The organism is Tessaracoccus yangjingae, assembly GCF_055326235.1.
The window spans coordinates 126,834-148,056 of the sequence record NZ_JBUZNN010000005.1 but is presented as its reverse complement, the minus strand read 5'-3'; the positions used below and the strand labels follow the sequence as shown (position 1 = coordinate 148,056).

Below are 21,223 nucleotides of genomic sequence, written 5' to 3'. Positions count from 1 at the left end.
CTGTGAGCAGCAGCGACGTGCCCGAGGGCTTCTACGACGCGCTGATCACGCGGGCGCTTCGCCGCCGGATCGACCACTCCACGCTTCACCCCACCACGGCGTCCATCGAGTCGGCGGAGCTTCCCGCGATCCTCGCCGAGCATGTGGGGCGAGTCGCCAGGGGCGCCTTCTCCTCGCTGGCCGAGCCGGCGCGCCGCGAGGCGTTGGAGCAGGTGCTCGCCGGCCTGGGCGCCGACGACGACCGCGTCGACGGCGAGCCCACCCGGCTCCTGTCGCTGCTTCGCCCTCCAGCTCCGGGCCAGCCCGCGCGCTACCTCGGCGCCCCCGAGACCCCGCTCTCGCAGCCCGCCCTCCTCACCAACGCGCGGGGCGAGCCGACGATGGGCAGCGAGATCGCCTCCGAGCTCGGTTCGGCAGACCGAGTCGAGCTGCTCTGCGCGTTCATCAAGTGGCACGGCATCCGCACGCTCGAGAGGCAATTGAGCAGCCTGCACGAGCGCGGGATCCCCTTCCGGGTGATCACGTCCACCTACCTGGGATCCACGGAGCGAGCCGCGCTTGACCGCTTGATCGAGCAGTTCGGGGCCGAGGTTCGGATCAGCTACGAGACCTCGCGCACCAGGCTGCACGCCAAGGCGTGGCGCTTCTACCGCGACACCGGTTTCGACACCGCCTACGTCGGCTCGTCCAACCTCACCAGCACGGCGATGCTGGACGGGGTCGAGTGGAACGTGCGGCTCACCTCCACGTCCACCCCGGACCTGCTGCGCAAGTTCACCGCCACCTTCGAGAGCTACTGGAACGATCCGGCCTTCGAGCCGTACACCACCGCCGACGGCGAACGGCTCGAGCGCGCTCTGGCGCAGGCGTCGGGGAAGTCCCGCCAGACCGCGGCGCTGGCCGTCTCGGGGCTCGAGGTCAGGCCGTGGCCTCATCAGGAGCGGATCCTCGAGGCGCTCGAGGTCGAGCGCGAGGTGCACGGGCGCCACCGCAACCTGGTCGTCGCGGCCACGGGCACCGGCAAGACCGTTGTGGCGGCGCTGGACTATCAGCGCCTCGCTGCTGCCCGCGGCTCGCGGCCGAGCCTGCTGTTCGTAGCTCACCGCCAAGAGATCTTGCTGCAGGCCCAGCGCACCTACCGCGAGGTGCTGGCCGACGGCGGGTTCGCTGAACTGCTCGTCGGCGGGCTGCGGCCCACTCATTGGCGGCATGTCTTCGCGTCGGTGCAGTCCCTCAACGCGGACAACTTGGCGGCGATGAACCGCGGCGGGTTCGACGTGGTGGTCATCGACGAGTTCCACCACGCCGAGGCCTCCAGCTACCGGCGCATCCTCGATCACTTCGAGCCCCAGGAACTGCTCGGGCTCACCGCCACCCCGGAGCGCGCGGACGGGGTCGACGTCCGCAGCTTCTTCGGCAATCGCGCCGCCTACGAGCTGCGCCTGTGGGACGCGCTCAGTGCGGATCTGCTCAGCCCCTTCCATTACTTCGGCATCGCCGACACGACGGATCTCAGCGCCGTCGACTTCCGCCGCGGACGCTATGACGTCGGCCAGCTCTCGGGCATCTTCACCGGCAACGACGCCCGCGCCCGCGTCGTCGTGCAGGAGCTGAGGCGCAAGCTGGCAGATCCGGGAACAATGCGGGCGCTGGGGTTCTGCGTCGACGTGGCCCATGCCCGCTACATGGCCGAGGTGTTCAACTCCGCGGGCCTCCCGGCAATGGCCGTGCACGGGGACACCCCTGCCTCCGAGCGGGCAGCGGCGGTGTCGCGGCTGACGCGCCGCGAGCTGGTGGTGCTGTTCACCGCGGACCTCTTCAACGAGGGCGTCGACATCCCGGACGTCGACACCGTGCTCTTCCTTCGGCCCACCGAGAGCGCCACAGTCTTCCTCCAGCAGTTGGGCCGTGGCCTGCGGCGCACCGCAGATAAGCCGGTGCTGACGGTGCTCGACTTCGTGGGCCACCACCGCAAGGACTTCAACCTGGCTCAGCGGTATCGCGCCATCACGGGGGGCTCACGTCGCGAGCTGCAGACCCAGGTGGAGCGGGGGTTCCCCTATCTTCCGGCCGGGTCGCAGATCGTGCTCGACGACGTGACCCAGGCCCAGGTGCTGAGCAACATCAAGGCGCAGATCGCCACGAGGTGGAAGCACTTCCTGACGGAGATGCGCGCCGTCGGCGACGTGTATCTCGCAACCTTCCTCGCCGAGAGCGGTGCGGAACTCAGCGACCTCCTCGGCAAGGGGTCATTCACGCGCCTACGCCGCGAGGCCGGCCTCCCCACATTGGCCGGTGGCCCCTTCGAGGAGGCGTTGCTCAAGCGGCTCAAGGCTCTGGCCCACGTCGACGACCGCAGCCGGCACGACGCGTACCTTCAGCTCCTCTCCGACGGCGCACCGGCTTACGACTCGCTCTCGCCGGCCGACCGTCGGTGGGCTGACATGCTCTTCTTCTCGCTGTGGCCGGACGGGGGTGGCTTTGCGAGTCTCGCTGAGGGCTTCGTCGCGCTCCGGGGAGAGCCGGCGTTTCGCGAGGAGGCACGGCAGACGCTCGGGTGGGCGCTCGACCGGGCTGAGCACGTCGCCAGACCCCTAGCCGGGCGCCTTCGCGGTACGCCCTTGAGGTCTCACGCCCACTACTCGCGGGAGGAGCTCATGGCGGCGCTCGGGCACGCCACGCTGACCCGTTCGCCCCGACACATGCGCGAGGGCGTGTTCTACAACCGTGAGCTCGACGTCGACACGCTGCTCGTGACGCTCGTGAAGTCGGAGGCGCACTTCTCGCCCACAACGATGTATCGGGACTACGCGATCAACGCGTCGCTGTTCCACTGGGAGTCGCAGTCGGGCACCTCTGCGGCGTCTCCCACGGGGCAGCGTTACCTGACTCAGCGGTCGAACGGCTCAGAGGTGCTGCTGTACGTGCGGGGGAGCAAGGTGTGGGAGTTCGGGGGAGGCGCCCCCTACCTGCTGCTGGGAGACGCCGACTACGTCGAGCACCGGGGAGAGCGGCCGATTGCCATCACGTGGAAGCTGAGGCGGGAGATGCCACCGCAGGTGCTGCAGGAGTCGCGGGCGGTGAGCTGATCCTGGCGGTGGAGGTCTGACGAGCGCCGGTTTCGCTGGCTCAGGTGCGAGGAGCCCCAGCGGGGAGGGGCCGCGTCGAGGCGCCAGCGGCGCCGGCAGGCCGAGCACGTTCAGGGTCTGGGAAACGCCAAGGACCTTGCAGGCCCTCATTCTGGTGCCAGGCGCTGCGGTCGGGGCAGACTGGCCGACGTGACGAAGCGAGAACTGGTGGGCATGGTCCTGGCGGCCGGCGAGGGCCGTCGGCTTCGCCCACTCACCGACCTGCGGCCCAAACCGCTGTGCCCGGTGGCCAACCGCCCCCTCCTGGACTGGGCGCTCGACCGCATCCGCCCCTACGTCTCCCGCACCGCGGTGAACGCGCACCACCTGGCCGATCAGATCGACTCCCACCTCCGGGGCAGCGGCGTCACGGTGTCGCATGAACCTGCCCTGCTCGGCAGCGCCGGCGCGCTGGGACACCTGTCCGGATGGATCGGGGAGGCAGACGTGCTCCTGCACAACGCCGATAGTTGGCTGACCGACGACCTGTCGGAGCTCATGGCCGGCTGGTCCGGCGAGTTCCCGCGGCTCCTCGTCACGGAGGCCGGCGACGGGCCCGCGGACTTCGGCCGCTGGCGCTACGTCGGCGTCAGCCTGCTGCCGCATCGCTTCGTCGAGGGCCTGCCGGATCGGTTCGCGGGGCTGTATCCCCTGGTGTGGGGACCGGCCCACGAGCGCGGCGAACTCGAGTTCGTCCGATTGCGCGGTGACGTCGTGGACTGCGGGACGCCGGCCGATTACCTGCGGGCGAACCTGGTGGCCAACGGGGGCCGGAGTGTCGTGGGCGACGGGGCCGTGGTCGAAGGCGTTCTGATCGACAGTGTGGTCTGGCCCGGCTGCACGGTCGGGGCCGACGAGGTGTTGCGTCAGGCCGTGCGCGCCGACGGTGGGCTCACGGTCGACTGCCGAGAGGCGACGTTGGGCGCGCGTCCGTCAGGGTGACGCGGAAGAGCTCGGCCTTCACGAAGGACCGCACCATCTTGACGAGTATCTAGGGAGAGTGACCTTGTCAGGTTGCGTTTCTTAGGCTTCGAGGCCGCTCCGCGGCACCTCAGCCAGCGGGGAGGGGTCGTCGAGGCTGTTCCGCGGCACCTCAGCCAGCGGGGAGGGGTCGTTCCGAGGCTGTTCCGCGGCGCTACGGCCAGCGGGGAGGGGTCGCTTCCAGAGCCTCCGCCGGTCAGCTCAACGGGGTCCAGTGGGCGGAAACAGGAGAGGCCGGGGGAACTCCGCGGCTCCGTGCGGCCGCCGACCCGAATCTCACTCACAAGAACCACTGAGGGCCCGCCGATACGTCGACGGGCCCTCAGGTGATCGGGGTGTGGATCAGTCGGTCAGCTCGAGGCCGGCCGCGTCGCGGTGCCACTGCTCGCCGGGCTTGGAGATGAGGATGAAGATGCCCTCGACCAGGCCCCAGATGGCGGAGACCCAGGAGAGGAAGCCGACGGACAGCACCGTGATGAGGAGCTGGATGACGGCCTTCTTGGTGAAGCCGAGGTAGAAGTTGTGGATGCCCAGGCCGCCGAGGAGGATGCCGAGGATGCCGGCGACGATCTTGGACTTCTGACCCACCTGGCCGCCGGCGGCGAACTGCGGCTGGCCCTGGTAGGGGGCGCCGTAGGGCTGCTGCTGGCCGTACTGGGGCTCGGGGGTGGGCTGGCCGTACTGCGGCTGGTCGCCGGCAGGCTGGCCGTAGGGCTGCTGCGGATCCTGAGGGGGCTGCGTCATGGAACGGTCCTTTGTAGGTGTGACTGGCGCCCGAGGGGCGTCGCGCACAAGATAGCGCAGTCGTGGGTCAGCTTGGTGACTGCGCTCGCGGGCCTCCGCAGGCCCTGGACCTGAAGAGGAGTTTGGCGGTTAGCGTGCGTCACCGCACTCCGAGGCGCCGCCCGCGCACTCGGGGGGCGACATCTCGCATGGGCACGGTGCTCGCCGATGGGGGGAGGGTCCTGGCGGGTACGGCGCGCGGGCTTGGAGCGCCGCGAGACGAAAGGGCGTGCCGGCTCCGGCAGGTTCGGGGTGTGTGGTCACTTCACCCGCGGCTTGAATCCGCTCGTGGCTTGGGCCCAGACCGGGCCTGCCGCTCCGCGCTTCCGCACCAATCGATGTGGAGCCCAGGCGACTATCGCGTGAGGGGTACACCAGAGTTAGCATCCGCTCAGGTGACAGATCTGCCAGCGGCTGACCGTGACCAACGTCAGACGCGAAGAACACCGCCCGAAAGGAGGCTGCAATGTCCAAGAGGTTGTTGTGCCGGATCGGACGGCATAGGTTCCTCACCCGTCACAACATCGAGGACGGGAAGCCAACCCACCAGGAGTGCGCGCGCTGCGGGAAGCGACGGTACTACGGGTTCGAGGAGGGAGATCAGGCGCGGCAAGTCTTCTTGAGCGGAGGCTGGTAGCAGATGATCGGCAGGACGGGACTGGTGTTCGTGCCCCGTCCTCAAGTGGCCATGGGCTCAGCAACGGAGTGAGATCACCAGCGGTCGTGCACGTGCTCCCGGATGTACTCGTTGTAGATGGCTTCGCAAGCGGCCAGTTGGTCGTCGGTCAGCGGCGGCAGTGATCCGGCCGCGGCGTTCGCCTTCGCCTGCTCGGGACGGCTCGCGCCCGGGATGACGACGGAGACGCCCGGCTGGTCGACGACCCAGCGCAGCGCGAACTGGGCCGGGGTCACGCCGTCGGGCACGATCGCCGCGAACTCGCGCGCCGCCGCGACACCCACGTCGTACGGCACGCCGCTGAACGTCTCGCCCTGGTCGAACGCCTCACCCTGTCGGTTGTACGTGCGGTGGTCCTCGACGGCGAACGTCGTCGACTCCGTGAAGCGCCCCGTCAGGAGGCCGCTGGCCAGCGGCACGCGCGCGATGATGCCGACGCCCGCCTCGAGCGCGGCCGGCAGCACCTTCTCCAGGGGCTTGCGGCGGAACACGTTGAGGATGATCTGGACGCTCGCCACCCCGGGGCGGGCCATCGCGGTGAGAGCCTCGTCGACCGTCTCCACGGACACGCCGTAGTGGCGGATGCGGCCCTCCTGGACCATCTCGTCGAGCGCGTCGTAGACAGAATCGTCGGAGTAGACGGGCGTGGGCGGGCAGTGCAGCTGGATGAGGTCGATGGTGTCGACGCCCAGCAGCGTGCGCGAACGGTCGTTCCAGGCGCGGAGGTTCTCGCGCGTGAACTGCTCGGGGGCGTGCGGGGAGGCGCGCCGGCCGAGCTTGGTGGCCACCATGATGTCGTCGTCGCGGCGCTCCTTGAGGAAGCGGCCGACGAGCTCCTCGCTGTGCCCGTCGCCGTAGACGTCGGCGGTGTCGAAGAAGGTGACGCCCTCGTCGGCTGCTGTGTGGAGGACCGCCATGGCGGCGTCGTCGCTCACCGACCCCCAGTCCCCGCCGAACTGCCAGCAACCCTGGCCGATCACACCGACCTCGCGGCCGGTCCTACCCAATGTTGACTTCTGCATGCCTCCACCTTGGCACAGGCGAACGTACTCCGCTGGGTGAGCCGGGCCGCAAGGAGCGAAGCGACGCGCGCCCGCGTCGAAGCCTCTGGCGCCCGGTTCGAGGAGCCGCCCCAAGTCCACAGACCAGCTCGCGATGGCTTCGACGCACGCTGCGCCGCTACGCGGCTTGGCGTGGCTCACCCAGCGGAGGGCTGGGTGAGCCGGGCCGCCATTCCGCTGGGTGAGCCGGGCCGCGAGGAGCGAAGCGACGCGCGCCCGCGTCGAAGCCAACGTGAGGTCACCGAGGACTTGGGGGGCAGAGTCCTCGAACCGGGCGCCAGGGCTTCGACACACGCTGCGCCGCTACGCGGCTTGGCGTGGCTCACCCAGCGGAGGGCTGGGTGAGCCGGGCCGCGAGGAGCGCACCGACGAGCCTCGAAACCTGTGAGACTTTGCTTGTCAGGTTGCGTTTCTGAGGCTTCGAGGCCGCTTCGCGGCACCTCAGCCAGCGGGGGAGGGCCGCTTCGCGGCACCTCAGCCAGCGGTGTAGGGACGGCTCACCGAGCGGGGGTGGAGGCCTCCCCTCCAACTCCCGCGCCGACGAGCTCGCGGGCCGCCCCCGCCATGTGGCGGGCCGCCCGGATGCCGAACACCGCGGCCGGGCCGATCGTCGAGCCGGGGCCGGGGTACGTGCGGCCCATCACCGAGGCGGAGTTGTTGCCCGCCGCGTAGAGGCCCTCGATCACCGAGCCGTCCTCGCGCAGCGCCCGGGCGAACTCGTCGGTGAGCACCCCGCCCTTGGTCCCCAGGTCCCCGATCACCACGCGGTACGCCGTGAACGGACCCTTCTCCAGCGGGCCGAGGTTGGGGTTGGGCACCACCGACGGGTCGCCGTAGTAGCGGTCGTAGGCCGACCTGCCGCGACCGTAGTCGTCGTCGATCCCCGCCCGCGCGAACCCGTTGAACCGGTCGACGGTGGCCCGCAGCCGCGCGGGCTCCATCCGGAGCTCACGCGCCAGCTCCTCGATCGTGCCCTTCTTCGCCATCGACCCCTCAGCGGCCAGCTTCTTGTTTGTCCGCGGGTCCATCGCGTAGGTGCGCATGTAGCGCCGCGCGTGCCGGGCGTCGCCGATGATCCAGTAGGAGCCGTCCTTGTCGTGCTCGAGCATGTGGTGCCCGAGGTCCACGTAGGACTCGGCCTCGTTGGCGAACCGGTCTCCCTTGGCGTCCACCATGATCGAGTAGGGCAGCGCCCGCTCTCCGACGATGAACGACGGGTCCCCGCCGTCGGCGCCGATGACGGAGGCGCCCCACCACGCGTCGTCCATGAGCTCAAGCGCTGCCCCCGCCTGCTGGCCGAGCGCGATCGCGCCGCCCACGTTGCCGGGGTTGCCTGAGGTGTCGCCCTCGATGCCGTGGTACTGCATCCGCATGGCCTTGTTGCGGTCGAAGCCGCCGCCTGCCAGCATCACGCCGCGCCGCGCGCCGACAGTCTGTTGCCGCCCGTCGCGGGTGATCCGGACGCCGACGACGCGGCCGTCGTCGATGATCAGCTCCTCGACGGGGGAGTCCAGCCACAGCTTGGCCCCGCCCCTCTGCACCACGCCGTCGAACATCGCGGTGGCGAACGCTGCCCCGATCCCCACGCCCCGCCGGCCGGTGCCGACGAAGCTGAGCGCCCGGAACACCAGCCGCGCGCCCCGCTTGAACCCGCCCCACGTGGACCAGGCGCGCTGGATGAGCCACACGTCGTCGGTCTTGATGGGCAGCGGCGCGGTGAGCCGGAGCGTCGAGTACCACTCGCCCAGCAACTTCGAGTCCAGCGGCTTGACCTCGACGGCGCGCCCGATCCGCCCGCCGGGCAACTCGGGGTAGTAGTCGGGATACTCGCCGGCGCGCACGAACTCGACGCCGTAGCGCTCGGCGGTGGTCACGAAGTCCGCCACCGAATCGACGAAGGCCTCCTTGCGCTCGCGGGACGTGGCGCGGCCCTCGTCGCCGATGCAGGCCTCCATGTAGGCGAGCGCGGACTCGCGTGAATCCGCCACCCGCTCGCGCTGCATGAGCGGGTTGTTCGGCAGCCAGAGCCCGCCGCCGGACATGGCGGTGCTGCCTCCCCACTTGCCGGTGCTCTCCAGCATCACGACGTCCAGGTTCTCGTCGACGGCGCCCAGCGCGGTGGCCATCGCGGCCCCGCCTGAGCCGACCACCACGACGTCGAACGAATGGTCAAACTTCTGAGACACGGTTCCTCCTCGACAACCGGACAACAATGTCCGGTTCTATGCTGTCCAGCATGCCCGGCCATCACCGCAGGATCAATAGGGGGCCCGCAGCGGCCGCCGAGAATCGCGCGGCGCTGCTCGCGGCGGCGCGCGAACTGTTCGCCGAGCGCGGCTACGACGTGCCCATGCACACCATCGCCAAGCGCGCCGGAGTCGGCCAGGGGGTGCTCTACCGGCACTTCCCGAAGCGCCTGGACCTGGCGCTGGCCGTGTTCGAGGAGAACTTCGTCCGTCTTGAGGAGGCGGGCGCCGTCGTCGGGCCGGGCTCCTTCTGGGCGCTGTGGGAGGTGCTGGTCGACGACGTGGTGGAGTCGGCGGCCTTCGTCGAGATGGCGGTGGAGGCCAGACGGGAGCTGCCGGACTTCGGCGGGAACGAGCGGCTTCTGGCTCTGTTCGCGCCGCACGTGGCGGCCGCGGTCGCGGCGGAGGAGGTGCGGCCGGACCTGGAGGGTGCGGACGTGCTGACGGGCGTGCGGATGGTCTACGGCCTGGTGGTCACCAGTGGAGGGCGGAGCACGCTGATGGCGACGGTGGCGCAGGTGTCGCGGCGGTGGTTCGGCCCGGCTGCCGAGTGAGCTTCGGGGCACCTTCCAGGATGACAGGCACGCGTGCGGCTTCTGAGGCGGCATCCCCCGAGGGCCGCCGCCGCTAATTGTCACGCTGAGGGTCGTACTCGACCCTCAGCATGACATTTAGTGAGGCCTGGCCGCCGCGGGTGGGCCGCGCAGCGGCGCAGCAGGTGTGGATGCCTCTGGCGGGGCAACAGATGGCCAAGCCGCGCCGGGCGGGTGCCGCAGCCCTAGGCTGAGCACATCGGAGAGAGGCGGCAGACATGCCCGGCGTCAGACATCACATCGCCCTGGTGGCCCACGACAACAAGAAGGCCGAACTGCTGGCCTGGGCCAACTACAACCGCGGCACCCTCAGCCACCACGACCTCTTCGCCACCGGCACCACCGGCACGATGCTCGAGTACGAGCTCGGGCTCCCGGTCACCCGGCTGCTGTCGGGCCCCGTCGGCGGCGACCAGCAGATCGGCGCGATGATCGCCGAGGGCCGCATCGACGCCCTCATCTTCTTCTGGGACCCGCTCGAGCCGCAGCCGCACGACCCCGACGTCAAGGCGCTCCTGCGCATCGGTGCCGTGTGGAACGTGCCGATGGCCTGCAACACCGCGACGGCGGACATGATGATCTCGTCGCCGCTGTTGGAGAACGAGTGGGCGAACCGCCCGGACATCTCTCCGCGCGCCTGGGAGCCCGACGAGGACGAGGACTAGACCGGCTGAGTCGCTACCCAGTCTGGGGCGTGAACTTCAACTTGTCGGTGTTGGTGGCGCAGGTGCCGCCGTCGACGCAGCCCTGGGTGGTCATCGTCAACGTGTATGGCCCGGGGTCCGCACCCGCGACCGTGTAGGAGCCGGAGCCGCTCATGGTCACTCCGGAGCCGCCGCCCTCGTAGGTGACAAGGCCGAACTTGCCCGTATCGTCGCCCGGCTGAAAGCTGAAGATCAGGCGGAACCCGTCGCCGGCGGCGTTGACCTCGAACGGGGCCGTCATCGACTCGACGGTCGCGTTGACGGTGACCCCCGAGCCGCCCGTCACGCGGTAGGTGGTCTTCGTGCACGCCGGCACCAGCTGCTCGGCCGCGCGGAGGCGTTCGTTGATCGATCCGGTGAGGGTCTCGGAAACGTAGTTCGTGGCCGGGCTGGTGATGAACCCCAGCCACGGGGCGGTCGTGATCAGCCCTGCGCCTGCGTCGGTCGCCATCTGCACGAACATCACCGCGGCGCTGCCCGTGATCTCGTCGGCCGCCTCGTCGAGCTGGCGAAGCAGTTCCTTCTGGGCAGCCGGGTCCTCCGCGAACGCCTTCTTCGTGAGCTCGTTGGTGGGGTTGGCGGCGCACTTCCGGGCCGCCGCGACCCTGGCGAGCGCCGTCGACACCAGGGCGTTGGTCTTGAGCGCGTCGGTCACCTTCTTGCCGGACTTGTACGCCTCCCACGACGTGCCGGCCAGGGTCTTGTCCAGGCGTGTGAGCTCCCCCATCGAGTCCACGGCCGTCTCCTGGGCCTGCGAGATGACGCCGTCGGCCACGACGGAGATGGTCGACGGGCCGTCCTCCATCGGGGCCCGGAGCAGCGCCCCGAGCACCGCGGCACGGTCCGCGTCCGACGGCGCCGCGCCCGGCAACCCGGCGGCGACCTGGGCGCGCAGATCGGCGGGCAGCGTCGCGGCGTCGACGGTGTACTCGAGCGTGTACCGGAGGTCGCCGTCGGTGAGGTCCACGGTCATCGTGGGCTCGGCGGGTGCGGCGCCGGCGTGGAGGTGGTAGGCCGTGGTCGCGACCGCGCCGGTGGGGTAGGTCTGCCGCACCACGAAGGTGTGCGGGTCCGGGGCCTCAAGTGTCGCGGCGGCGTGCTGGGCGAAGGCGGCGGTGCCGGCATCGAAGCCTGCGGCCGTGAGTGTCGCGGCCACGGCCTCCCCGTTGAGCTGGGGTTGTGCGACGCTGCTGGCCGGCCCCGTCGGTGCCGCGACGGGGGAGGACGGCGAGGCTGCTGCCGGCGTGCCGGTCGGTGTGGCGTCGGCGCCGCACCCGCTCACGGCGAGGCTGAGAGCCGCTGTGACAACGATGATCGATCGGACCATGGGGAGTTCCTCGTCTCGCGGCGGATAGCTGAGTGTCCACCGGCCCGCCGCGCCGGTCAAGGGCCTCCGAGCCGATGTGGAAAGCTGGGGGCGTGACGCCCCTCGAGTTGCCCTTCCCGGACATCAATCCGGTCGCCATCGACATCTTCGGATTGAAGATCCACTGGTACGCCATCATGTACCTCCTCGCGTTCGCGATGGGGTACGGCCTCATGGTGCTGCGCCTGAAGCACGAGCCCTACCGCTCGATCACCGTCCCGAAGCCGTGGACCCGGACGGACATCGAGGACATCCTGCTGGCCGCCATCGTCGGCGTGATGCTCGGCGGACGGCTGGGCTACACCATGTTCTACAACCCGGCCTTCTACCTCGCGAACCCGCTGGAGATCGTCAAGATCTGGGACGGGGGCATGAGCTTCCACGGCGGGGCCATCGGTGTGGCGCTCGGGCTTGCCTGGTTCGCATGGCGCGAGAAGCGGCCGTACCTCCAGGTGGCGGACTTCCTGGTGCCGGCCGCGCCCATCGGCCTGGCCGCCGGGCGTTTCGGCAACTTCATCAACGGCGAGCTGTGGGGGCGCGAGGCGCCCGCGGACCTGCCTTGGGCCATGCGGTTCCCCACCGGCGGCGACGTGCTGCGCCACCCGTCGCAGCTCTACCAGATGCTGCTCGAAGGCCTCCTGCTCTTCATCCTGCTCTGGCTCTACGCCCGCAAGCCCCGCTTCCGGGGCCAGATCACCGGCGCCTTCATCGGCGGCTACGGATTCTTCCGGTTCATCGCCGAGTTCTGGCGCGAACCCGACGCGCAGCTCGGCTTCCTCTCGCTGGGCCTCAGCATGGGGCAGTGGCTGTCGCTGCCCATGATGATCATCGGCCTCATGCTCTGGACCTGGTCCCGCATGCGGGGCATCACAGACGTGAACGACGGGGCTGTGGACAAGTCGGAGGATAACCCGGCGGAGCCGGCCGAGGCGTGAGCGTGCGCCGGCAGCCGCGACACCCTGGGGATAACCCGGTGGACAACGTGTGGCCGGCCATCCCGCTGGTGCTCTACGACGCTGACTGCGGCTTCTGCACCGCCTCCGTGCGCGCGGCGCAGGGGCGGTGGCTGCGGGCCCGGATCGAGGCCACGCCCTTCCAATCGGCAGACCTGGTTGTCCACAGGCTGACTGTGGACAAGTGTGCCGCGGCGCTGCACTGCGTGGAGCCCGACGGCCGGGTGACGGTGGGCGCCGGCGCGGTGGCGACGGTGCTGCTGGCCTCGCGGAATCCCTGGCCCCTCGTCGGGCGGCTGCTCCGCCTGCCGGGCGTGCGAAGGGTCGCGGGGTTGGGCTATGCGGTGGTCGCCCGGAACCGTCATCGACTCCCGGGCGCGACCGCCGCCTGCGAGATGCCGGACTAACCCAGGACTAACCCGCGCTCAGCAGCCAGGACTCGGGATCCTTCACCACGGGGCCCATGGCCGCCAGCCCGGCGCCCATGGTGGGACGCAGGGGGGCGTCGGTCAGGGCCGTGATCTCCAGGGGAGCCCTGCGCGCCCAGACCACGCGACCCTGCAGCTGCCGGTGCAGCGGCTCCCGCAGCCAGGGCTCGAGGCGGGCGAAGTGTCCGCTGAGCCGCACCGTCGACACGTCCGCAAGGTTGATGGCAGCGCCCAACGCGATGCCCAGCGCGCCCGCGGCCCGCCGCATCACAGCCTGGGCGCGCTCGTCGCCATGGCTGAGCGCGTGGATGAACGCGTCCATCGTGGGCTGCCGCGACCCCGCCAGCAGCGCGTGCGACCCCACCACCGTCTCCAGGCAGCCCACCGACCCGCACGGGCACGGCGCGCCCCTCGGGTCGACGCAGACGTGGCCGATCTCGCTGGCCCACCCGTGCTCGCCCAGGTGCAGGATGCCCTTGACGACGATGGCGCCGCCCACCCCGGCGTCGCCGCACAGCATGATGAAGGAGCGTCCGTGGGCGTCGCGCAGCAGCGTGACGGCGCCGCAGTCCGCGTCGTTGGCGATGTTGAGCGGAACGGGAGCGCCGTCGTGCTCGAGGGTCCAGTGGTCCGCGGGACGCTCACCCTCCCAGCCGAGCGGGGTCGAACGGATGATCAGGCCGGCGTGCCGGTCCACCAGCGCCGGCAGCGCGACGTAGGCGCCGACGAGGCGCGCGCCCGTGGGGAGCTCCTCCAGGACGCTGCGTGACAGCGCGGCCAGCTCCGCCATCGTCCCCGCGATGCCCAGGTGCTTGACGTCCACCGACGCCTGGCGGGTCGCGGTCACCTTGCTGGTCAGGTCCACCAGCCCGGCCACCAGGGTGCCGACGCCCACGTGGAGGCCCAGCCCGAAGGTGGCCCCTGGCTTGATGGACAGCGGCACCGCAGGGCGCCCGCGCCCCGCGCTGGCCGCCTCGCCCTCGCTCACCAGCCCGCCCGTGATCAGGTCGTCCGTGAGCCGCGACACCGTCGAGCGGGTCATCCCCAGCTGGTGCGCGATCCCCGCGCGGGACACGTGCCCGCTCTGCTCCACCACCCTGCGGAACACCAGAGCGAGGTTCTGCGAGCGCATGTGCGCCTGCGTCATCCCCGACGCGTGCTCAGGTTCGGATTCCGACATCTACCCCTCCTCCCGTGACCGGCGAGCCCCGCGGGCGGGGACGTCCGGTGACGCCCGCCAGTCTGCTCCACCTGGGGCCCGCGCGCTGGAGTTGTTCAGGAAAGATCCGCGACGGCGGCCCGGTAATCGGCCAGCAGTCGGCCCAGGTCAGCCCTGCATCGGGTGATCAGGCAGCGGTCGCCGTCGGTCTCGATGCCCTCCCGCTGCCACTGCTTGCGGGCCAGGGGAAGCAGGTGCCCGGGCATCCGGCCCGCCGCGTTGGTCACCCGCCACCACGAGACCTCCCCGCCCCAGTGGCTCATGATGGTGCCCACCCGGCGAGGTGAGGTGCCGACGAGGGCCGCGATGTCGCCGTAGGCCACCACCTTCCCCGGCGGGACCTGCTCGACGGCGCGCAGCACGCGCTCCACCACCTCGTCACTCAACTGTCGACACCGAGCAGGCCCGGGAGGACGTCGTCCAGCTGCCCGCGGACCACCTGGTGCGCATCGGAGTCGTAGGCGGTGGGCTCCGCGTTGACGATGACGCCGAAGGCGCCGTGCTCCAGGGCCAACGGGAAGAGCCCAGCCACGGGGTAGACGCCCAGGGTGGTGCCCACCGCGACGATCGCGTCGCAGTCCTCGGCCGCAGCCACGGCAGCCCCCAGCACCTCCGCGTCGAGCACCTCCTCGAACAGCACGACGGTGGCGCGGGTGATGCCGCCGCAGTGCGGGCAGCGGGGGTCCTCGTCGCCGGCCGCGACCCGCTCCAGCATCTCCTCCATCGGCCCCGAGCGCCCACACATCTCGCAGCGCCAGGTGCGGGCCGAGCCGTGGATCTCGTGCACCAGCCCGGGGCTGCTGCCCGCCAGCTGGTGGAGGCCGTCGGTGTTCTGCGTGACGACGGCCCGCAGCCGCCCCGCCCGCTCCAGCTCGACGATGGCGCGGTGCGCGCGGGTGGGTTGCGCCGCCCACATCGCGGGATGGGCACGACGGCGCCAGGCCGCCTTGCGGACGTCGTCGTCGCGGAGATACCAGGAGAGGGTCGAGACCAGCTCCGCGTAGGGGTCGCGGGTCCAGAGGCCCTCGGGCCCGCGGAAGTCCGGGATGCCCGCGGCTGTGGACAACCCGGCTCCGCTGAGGATGAGGATCCTGCTGGCCTCGTCGAGGCTGGCGACGGTCACTGGCCGGTTACCAGGCGTAGGCCTCGGGTGCGGGTCCGCCGGGGCCGGGGAAGATCTCGTCGAGGCGCTTGAGGGCGGACTCGTCGAGCGTGATCTCCAGCGCGCGGAGGGCGCCCTCGAGCTGCTCCATGGTTCGGGGGCCGATGATCGGTCCGGTCACGCCGTCCTGGTGGAGCAGCCAGGCCAGGGCCACGTCGCCGGGCTGGTGGCCGAGCTCGTCGCAGAAAGCCTCCCACTGCTCCAGCTGGGCGCGCTTCTCCTCGACCCGCTTGAGCATGCCGGCATCTGCGCGGCGCCCCTCCTCGATCTTGCGGAGCACCCCACCCAGCAGGCCGCCGCCGAGCGGCGACCACGGGATGACGCCGAGGCCGTAGTGGCGGGCCGCCGGAAGCACCTCAAGCTCGATGGTGCGTGCGCCCAGGTGGTAGAGCGACTGCTCGCTGACCAGGCCGAGCGAGTGTCGCGCCCGGGCGGCCTCGTTGGCGGCCGCGATGTGCCAGCCGGCGAAGTTCGACGAGCCCACGTAGACCACCTCGCCGGCCGTCACGAGGCGGTCCATGGACTGCCACACCTCGTCCCAGGAGGTGGCGCGGTCCACGTGGTGCATCTGGTAGAGGTCGATGTGGCCGGTCTGCAGGCGGCGCAGCGATGCGATGGCGGACCGACGGACGTTGACTGCGGACAGCTTCGAGAAGTTGGGCACGTCCTCGTCGAGGGTAGAGCCGTAGCACTTGGTGGCCAGCACCACCTCGTCGCGGCGGCCGGTCTTGGCGAACCAGCGGCCGACGATCTCCTCCGTGCGGCCGCGGTGGCCGTGGCCGCCGTAGCCGTTGGCGGTGTCGAAGAAGTTGATGCCCGCGTCCAGGGCGCGGTCCATGATGGCGTGCGAGTCCTCTTCCGAGGTGTGCGGGCCGAAGTTCATGGTGCCCAGCACGATGCGCGAGACGAGGAGGCCGGAGCGGCCGAGGTGGGTGTACTGCATGTGTCCTCCAGTTGACTGCCTCTCCACCCTATCCACGGGGCTGACTGCTGGGTGGGAGTTCGCCCAGGCCCGCTGCTTGCTCGGTGAGGGCACTTCGCATGGGTTGGCCCGCTCGGTGAGGCCACTTCGCATAGGTTGGCCGTCTTCGCACACTCAATAGGGTGTGCGAAGACGCCGCAGGTATGCGAAGTCGCACAGCGGGCGGGCTGGGGTATGCGAAGTGCCGCGACGGCGGGGTTAGGCGAGCCTCAGCTCATAACCGACCCCCAGGATTCGAATTTGCAAGACCGGTGTTAGCTTATTCCCATGACCCTCGTGGAACGCTTCGTGAGCCGTCGGTGCACCACAGCCCAGCAGCTGGGAGCCGGGACGACGCGCACCCTCGACGCGCTGGGGGTCGGCGAGGTGGCCACCATCGCCGCCTTCGATGCCGACGACGTCGTCGCGCGGCGCCTCTTCGACCTGGGTTTCATGCCGGGTGAGCCCGTCACCAGGCTCCGGAAGGCGCCGCTCGGCGACCCGTTGATGTTCCGCGTCGGGGGGATCGAGATCGTGCTGCGCCGCACCGAGGCGCGCCGCGTCCACGTGAGCGCATGACCCACCACCACGGCGGCGCCCCCGCGCCCACGCTGCCCGACGCCGCCCGCGTGGCTCTGGTGGGCAGCCCCAACGCGGGCAAGACCACCCTCTTCAACGGGCTCACCGGGCTCCGCGCCAAGACGGGCAACTACCCGGGCGTGACGGTGTCGCGGTATGAGGGGCGCGTCGAGACCGCGGTCGGCCCCGTCGTCGTGGAGGATCTGCCGGGCACCTACTCGTTGGACCCGATCAGCCCGGACGAGGAGATCGTCGCCCAGGTGCTCGACGAGGCCGACGAGCTGGCCGGGCTGGTGGTCGTGGTTGACGCCACGAACCTCCGGAGGGGCCTGGGCCTCGTCTCGCAGGTCCAGCAAGCGGGGCTGCCCACCGTCGTGGTGCTCACCTTCGTCGACGAGCTCCTCCGACGCGGTGGTCGAGTGGATCCGGAGCGGCTCGCGCGCGCGTTGGGCGTGCAGGTGCTGCCCGTGGTGGCGGGGGAGCGACGGGGGGTTGAGGCCCTGCGCCAGGTGCTGGCCGCGCCATCGGCCTGGCCGGCGCCCCCGGTGCTCCCGCCCACCGAGCCGGACGAGGTGATCGGCTGGACCCAGTCCATCCTGCACGCCGCCCACTTCGCGCCCCCGGACCCCGACTCGCGCACCGGCCGCCTCGACGGCGTGCTGCTCCACCCCGTCTGGGGGACCCTGGTCTTCTTCGGCACGATGTTCGCGTTCTTCCAGACCATCTTCGTGGTCGCGGCCCCGCTGCAGGGTCTGATCGAGCAGGCGTTCGCCTGGCTGGGCGACCTGACCCGCTCGTCGATCCCCGTGCCCTGGCTGGGACGATTCGTGGCCGACGCGCTGCTGGCCGGCGTGGGCGGGGTGCTGGTGTTCCTTCCCCAGATCGCGCTGCTGTTCGTGCTCATCTCGCTGCTGGAGGGCTCCGGCTACCTCTCGCGCGCCGCCTACCTCATGGACCGCGTGATGGCGTCGGCGGGCCTCGAGGGGCGGGCGTTCGTGGCACTGCTCAGCTCGATGGCGTGCGCCATCCCGGGCATCATGGCCACCCGCACGCTGCCCTCGGCCAAGGACAGGCTGGCCACGATGATGGCCGCCCCCCTGATGACCTGCTCGGCCAGGCTCCCGGTCTACGTGTTGCTCATCGGCATGGTGGTGCCCCCCGACGTCCGGTGGGGCCCCGTCGGCGCGCAGGGCCTGATCATGTTCGGGCTCTACCTGCTGGGGGCCGCCTCGGCGATGACCTCGGCCTGGTTCTGGAAGCGGATCGTGGGGCGCTCGGGGATCGGGCTGCCGTTCTACATGGAGATGCCGTCCTACCGGCTGCCGCGCCTGCGCACGGTGCTGATCTCCGTGTGGGACGCCTGCAAGGCGTTCCTGCGCAAGGTCACCTCCGTCATCCTGCTCACCACCGTCCTGCTGTGGGCGCTGCTCAATCTCCCGCTGCGCGGCGAGGGTGAGCTGCTCGAGGCGGGGGTCGACCCGGCTGATGCTGTCGCGGTCACCGCGTACACGTTGGACCACTCCGCCGCGGCCGCGGTGGGCCGCGCGATCGGGCCCGTCTTCGAGCCCCTCGGCTTCGACTGGCGCGTCAACGTGGGCGTCATCTCCTCCCTGGCGGCCCGCGAGGTGTTCGTCTCGACGATGGGTCAGGTGGCCTCCGCCTCGGACCCGGAGAACCCGACGGCGGCCCTGGAGGCCATGACCCACAGCGACGGTCCCCGCGCCGGGGAGAAGGTGTTCACCCCGCCCACCATCGCTGCGCTGCTGGTGTTCTTCGTCTACGCCATGCAGTGCATGTCCACCCTCGCCGTCATGCGCCGCGAAACCGGCACCTGGCGGTGGCCGCTCATCGCGTTCGTCCACCTGGGGGTGGTCGCGTGGCTGATGGCCTTCCTCGCCCACACGATCGTCGGAGTACTGGCATGAAGCGCACCCTGCACCCCCAGGCCGTCCCCGGTCAGCCGTCGGCAGTGCGGTGGGTGGTCGACGTCGACCTGCCCGTCGGCCGGGTGGTCGCGGCGCCCGGCACCGTCGGGCCGCTGATCGAGTACGGCGTGCTGACCAAGGTCTTCGTCGAGCGCGGCGGCGTCTGGACCTGGCTCGCCCCGGACAGGACCTGGACCGAGCACGGTCCGCGCGTCCGCGACGCGCTCGCGGCCGCCGTCGACCTGCCGGGCTGGGAGGTCGAGGAGGGCTCCGACGAGCTGCTCGGGCTCATCGCCCGCGAGATCCTCGACGGCGAACTGGCCGGCTACGTCTCCTCTCACGGCGGGATCATCACCGTGACGGCCGCGGAGGGGGACCGGCTCACGCTGGACTTCGGCGGCGCCTGCGAGGACTGCCCCGCGGCCACGTCGACGCTGCACGAGCGCATCGAGGTCGCGGTCCGGGCGCGCTACCCCAGGCTTGCGGGCATCGAGCGCGTCGGAGGGGCCCACCACAAGCCGCGAGGCTGGCTTGGCCTGCCGGTCCCGGGTCGCGGCCGCTGACGCCGCCCTCGGCCGCCCCCCGCCCCCCGGCTGAGCTGCCCCTCCCGCTGGCTGAGGTGCCGCCCCATCGCTGGCTGAGGTGCCGCCGCATCGCTGGCTGAGGTGCCGCCGCATCGCCGGCTGAGGTGCCGCCGCATCGCCGGCTGAGGTGCCGCCCCATCGCTGGCTGAGGTGCCGCCCCATCGCTGGCTGAGGTGCCGCCGCATCGCTGGCTGAGGTGCCGCGTAGCGGCCTCGAAGCCTAAGGAACGCGAGCTGACAAGGTACGTTTGTGAGGCTTCGAGGCTCGTCGCTTCGCTCCTCGCACCTCAGCCAGCGGGGGTGGGTTCGTCGCTTCGCTCCTCGCGATTCAACCTCAGCCGGCGTCCCCGTGGGCCACCGCCGCAGTGCCGCCCTCGTCGGTTGGCGCGGCGTCCGGGGGCGCCGCGACGTCGCTGTGCTTCGGCGGGCCCGACGGGACCCGTGCCGGGCCGACGGTGAGCGCCGCGATCCCCGTCGTGATCGGCACCGACAGGATCAGGCCGATCGCCGAGGCGAACGTCCGGACCCCCTCGCCGGCGAAGATCTCCAGCCCGAAGAGGTCCAGGGGCTCGCGGGTGGTGAAGTAGAGCAGCAGCAGGATGGTCAAGGCGCCGCCCGCATAGGCGAAGACGATGGTGTAGATCGTGGAGGCGATGTGGTCGCGGCCGATGCGCATGCCCGCAGCGAACACCTGCCCCCGCGTCCACTCCGGGGCCGCCGCCCGCAGCTCCCAGACGGCGGAGGCCTGCGTGATGGTGACGTCGTTGAGCACACCCAGGCCGCCGATGATGATGCCCACCATGAGCAGCTCCTGGAAGTTGATCCCGGGGGCGAGCTGCGCGAGGTCGTACTCGTTCTCCTCCGCGAACCCCGACAGCCTGGCCGCCGCGACGGCGATCGACCCGAGCGACGTGGTGACCGCCAGCCCGAGCAGGGTTCCCGCGAGCGCGGCGGAGGTCCGCAGCGACACCCCGTGCGCCACGTAGAGCACGATGAACATGATCACCGTCGACCCCGAGAGCGCCACCGCCATCCCCGGCTTCCCGACGATGATGGCCGGCAGCATGAATCCCAAGAGGATGCCGCCCGCGATGACCAGCCCCAGCAGTGCGAACAGGCCCTTCCAGCGCGCCACCGCCACCACCGCGACGGTGAACAGCGCGGCCAGGACGAAGAGGACGGGCAGCCGGTTGATCCCGCTGAACGCGTAGTGGATGCCGTCCGAGGTGGGCACCCGCGCCACCTCGATCACGTCCCCGGCCCGCAGCCCGTTGTGCACGTTGGGCCCCGTCAGCTCGACGGAGGCCTGCTCGCCCGCGTCCGGCCCCGTCGTCAGCGTGACGGCCGCCGTCAGGCAGGCCGCCGTGCCCGACGGCGTCTCCACGTCAGACTCACAGCCCTGCGTGATGCCGTCGATGGTGGCCTGCTCGTACGTCACACCCGGAGCGTCGGCGATCTTGTTGAGCGCGGCCGACACCTCTTCGCTGCTCGGCCAGAGCCAGATCAGCCCGGCGACGGCCAGGACCCCGAAGACCGCCAGCAGCCCGATGAGCAGGGCGCGGGCGCGCTGCCCCACCTCGACGACGCCGTGACTGCCGTGCCCGTGCCCGTGACCCATGGGCACAACTTACCGGCCCACCCGCCTCTGGAGGCTCCGACTGCCAGGCGTACCCTGGTGGGTATCATGCTCAAGCGCGACACCCCGACCTTCCCTAGGCGGCGCCCCGACGCCCGGTGCCCCCTGCGCCCCGGCGAGCCGTGCACCCTGTGTCAGGCCAGCGTCACCGGCCCGCAGGACTGCGGTCTGGTCTACCTCGTGATGGACGATCCCGAGTACCGCGCGGCCCTGGCCGAGTCCAAGCGCCGCTGAGGCCG

The 21,223-nt window shown here is 70.9% G+C and carries 19 protein-coding genes; 10 read left to right on the top strand and 9 right to left on the bottom strand.

Annotated elements, in window-relative coordinates:
* The first annotated feature begins 2 nt into the window (after window positions 1-2).
* Together ACZK5D_RS09410 and ACZK5D_RS09405 are read left to right on the top strand one after the other, a co-directional pair.
* Window positions 3-3,089: a DEAD/DEAH box helicase gene (locus tag ACZK5D_RS09410; protein WP_463665094.1), complete on the top strand. Its 3,087-nt coding sequence runs from the start codon at window positions 3-5 to the stop codon at window positions 3,087-3,089.
* Between the two features lie 189 nt (window positions 3,090-3,278).
* Window positions 3,279-4,070, top strand: a complete 792-nt coding sequence (locus ACZK5D_RS09405) for an NTP transferase domain-containing protein (RefSeq protein WP_463665093.1) — start codon at window positions 3,279-3,281, stop codon at window positions 4,068-4,070.
* A gap of 381 nt (window positions 4,071-4,451) precedes the next feature.
* On the opposite strand, the gene ACZK5D_RS09400 is transcribed toward ACZK5D_RS09405, so the two are convergent.
* From ACZK5D_RS09400 to ACZK5D_RS09390, 3 genes are all read right to left on the bottom strand, one after another.
* Entirely contained in the window at window positions 4,452-4,853 is a 402-nt protein-coding gene (locus ACZK5D_RS09400) for an NINE protein (protein ID WP_458995426.1), read from the bottom strand.
* Window positions 4,854-5,603: 750 nt separating this feature from the next.
* The gene (locus ACZK5D_RS09395; protein ID WP_463665092.1) at window positions 5,604-6,590 is read right to left on the bottom strand and encodes an aldo/keto reductase; all 987 of its coding nucleotides are present in this window, start codon (window positions 6,588-6,590) and stop codon (window positions 5,604-5,606) included.
* 536 nt (window positions 6,591-7,126) lie between these two features.
* A complete protein-coding gene (locus ACZK5D_RS09390; protein WP_463665091.1) occupies window positions 7,127-8,815 on the bottom strand; it encodes an FAD-binding protein in 1,689 nt (562 codons plus the stop codon).
* Between the two features lie 50 nt (window positions 8,816-8,865).
* On the opposite strand from ACZK5D_RS09390, the gene ACZK5D_RS09385 reads away from it, so the two are divergent.
* Both ACZK5D_RS09385 and ACZK5D_RS09380 read left to right on the top strand, forming a co-directional pair.
* A complete protein-coding gene (locus tag ACZK5D_RS09385) occupies window positions 8,866-9,429 on the top strand; it encodes a TetR/AcrR family transcriptional regulator (protein ID WP_463665090.1) in 564 nt (187 codons plus the stop codon).
* Window positions 9,430-9,686: 257 nt separating this feature from the next.
* A complete protein-coding gene (locus tag ACZK5D_RS09380; protein ID WP_458995422.1) occupies window positions 9,687-10,133 on the top strand; it encodes a methylglyoxal synthase in 447 nt (148 codons plus the stop codon).
* Between the two features lie 13 nt (window positions 10,134-10,146).
* Here the strand turns inward: ACZK5D_RS09380 and ACZK5D_RS09375 are convergent, their stop codons facing one another.
* Window positions 10,147-11,499, bottom strand: a complete 1,353-nt coding sequence (locus ACZK5D_RS09375) for a hypothetical protein (protein ID WP_463665089.1) — start codon at window positions 11,497-11,499, stop codon at window positions 10,147-10,149.
* A 92-nt stretch (window positions 11,500-11,591) separates the two neighbouring features.
* On the opposite strand from ACZK5D_RS09375, the gene lgt reads away from it, so the two are divergent.
* Together lgt and ACZK5D_RS09365 are read left to right on the top strand one after the other, a co-directional pair.
* On the top strand, window positions 11,592-12,473 hold the full coding sequence (gene lgt, locus ACZK5D_RS09370) for a prolipoprotein diacylglyceryl transferase (RefSeq protein WP_458995420.1): 882 nt from the start codon (window positions 11,592-11,594) through the stop codon (window positions 12,471-12,473).
* Window positions 12,474-12,511: 38 nt separating this feature from the next.
* On the top strand, window positions 12,512-12,898 hold the full coding sequence (locus ACZK5D_RS09365; protein ID WP_463665088.1) for a thiol-disulfide oxidoreductase DCC family protein: 387 nt from the start codon (window positions 12,512-12,514) through the stop codon (window positions 12,896-12,898).
* A 7-nt stretch (window positions 12,899-12,905) separates the two neighbouring features.
* Here the strand turns inward: ACZK5D_RS09365 and ACZK5D_RS09360 are convergent, their stop codons facing one another.
* From ACZK5D_RS09360 to ACZK5D_RS09345, 4 genes are all read right to left on the bottom strand, one after another.
* Complete coding sequence (locus ACZK5D_RS09360; RefSeq protein ID WP_458995418.1) at window positions 12,906-14,099, bottom strand: ROK family protein; 1,194 nt, start codon at window positions 14,097-14,099, stop codon at window positions 12,906-12,908.
* 95 nt (window positions 14,100-14,194) lie between these two features.
* A complete protein-coding gene (locus ACZK5D_RS09355) occupies window positions 14,195-14,524 on the bottom strand; it encodes an MGMT family protein (RefSeq protein ID WP_458995417.1) in 330 nt (109 codons plus the stop codon).
* Window positions 14,521-15,261 (bottom strand): SIR2 family NAD-dependent protein deacylase, encoded by a 741-nt coding sequence (locus ACZK5D_RS09350; RefSeq protein ID WP_458995416.1) that lies wholly within the window; start codon window positions 15,259-15,261, stop codon window positions 14,521-14,523. The genes ACZK5D_RS09355 and ACZK5D_RS09350 overlap by 4 nt, the downstream gene beginning before the upstream one ends.
* Before the next feature lie 7 nt (window positions 15,262-15,268).
* Complete coding sequence (locus ACZK5D_RS09345) at window positions 15,269-16,243, bottom strand: aldo/keto reductase (protein WP_463665087.1); 975 nt, start codon at window positions 16,241-16,243, stop codon at window positions 15,269-15,271.
* A gap of 306 nt (window positions 16,244-16,549) precedes the next feature.
* On the opposite strand from ACZK5D_RS09345, the gene ACZK5D_RS09340 reads away from it, so the two are divergent.
* The 3 genes from ACZK5D_RS09340 to ACZK5D_RS09330 are packed head-to-tail and all read left to right on the top strand — an operon-like array spanning window position 16,550 to window position 19,328.
* Window positions 16,550-16,840: a FeoA family protein gene (locus tag ACZK5D_RS09340; protein WP_458995414.1), complete on the top strand. Its 291-nt coding sequence runs from the start codon at window positions 16,550-16,552 to the stop codon at window positions 16,838-16,840.
* A gap of 59 nt (window positions 16,841-16,899) precedes the next feature.
* Window positions 16,900-18,765 (top strand): ferrous iron transporter B, encoded by a 1,866-nt coding sequence (gene feoB, locus ACZK5D_RS09335; protein ID WP_463665168.1) that lies wholly within the window; start codon window positions 16,900-16,902, stop codon window positions 18,763-18,765.
* Entirely contained in the window at window positions 18,762-19,328 is a 567-nt protein-coding gene (locus ACZK5D_RS09330; RefSeq protein ID WP_458995413.1) for a NifU family protein, read from the top strand. Before feoB ends, ACZK5D_RS09330 begins: the two co-directional genes overlap by 4 nt.
* A 354-nt stretch (window positions 19,329-19,682) precedes the next feature.
* Here the strand turns inward: ACZK5D_RS09330 and ACZK5D_RS09325 are convergent, their stop codons facing one another.
* Window positions 19,683-20,966 carry a YibE/F family protein gene (locus ACZK5D_RS09325; protein WP_463665086.1) on the bottom strand — a complete coding sequence of 428 codons (1,284 nt, stop codon included), beginning with the start codon at window positions 20,964-20,966 and terminating at the stop codon, window positions 19,683-19,685.
* A gap of 66 nt (window positions 20,967-21,032) precedes the next feature.
* Between ACZK5D_RS09325 and ACZK5D_RS09320 the strand changes: the two genes are divergently transcribed.
* A complete protein-coding gene (locus ACZK5D_RS09320; RefSeq protein ID WP_463665085.1) occupies window positions 21,033-21,218 on the top strand; it encodes a DUF6767 domain-containing protein in 186 nt (61 codons plus the stop codon).
* The last annotated feature ends 5 nt before the right edge of the window (window positions 21,219-21,223 follow it).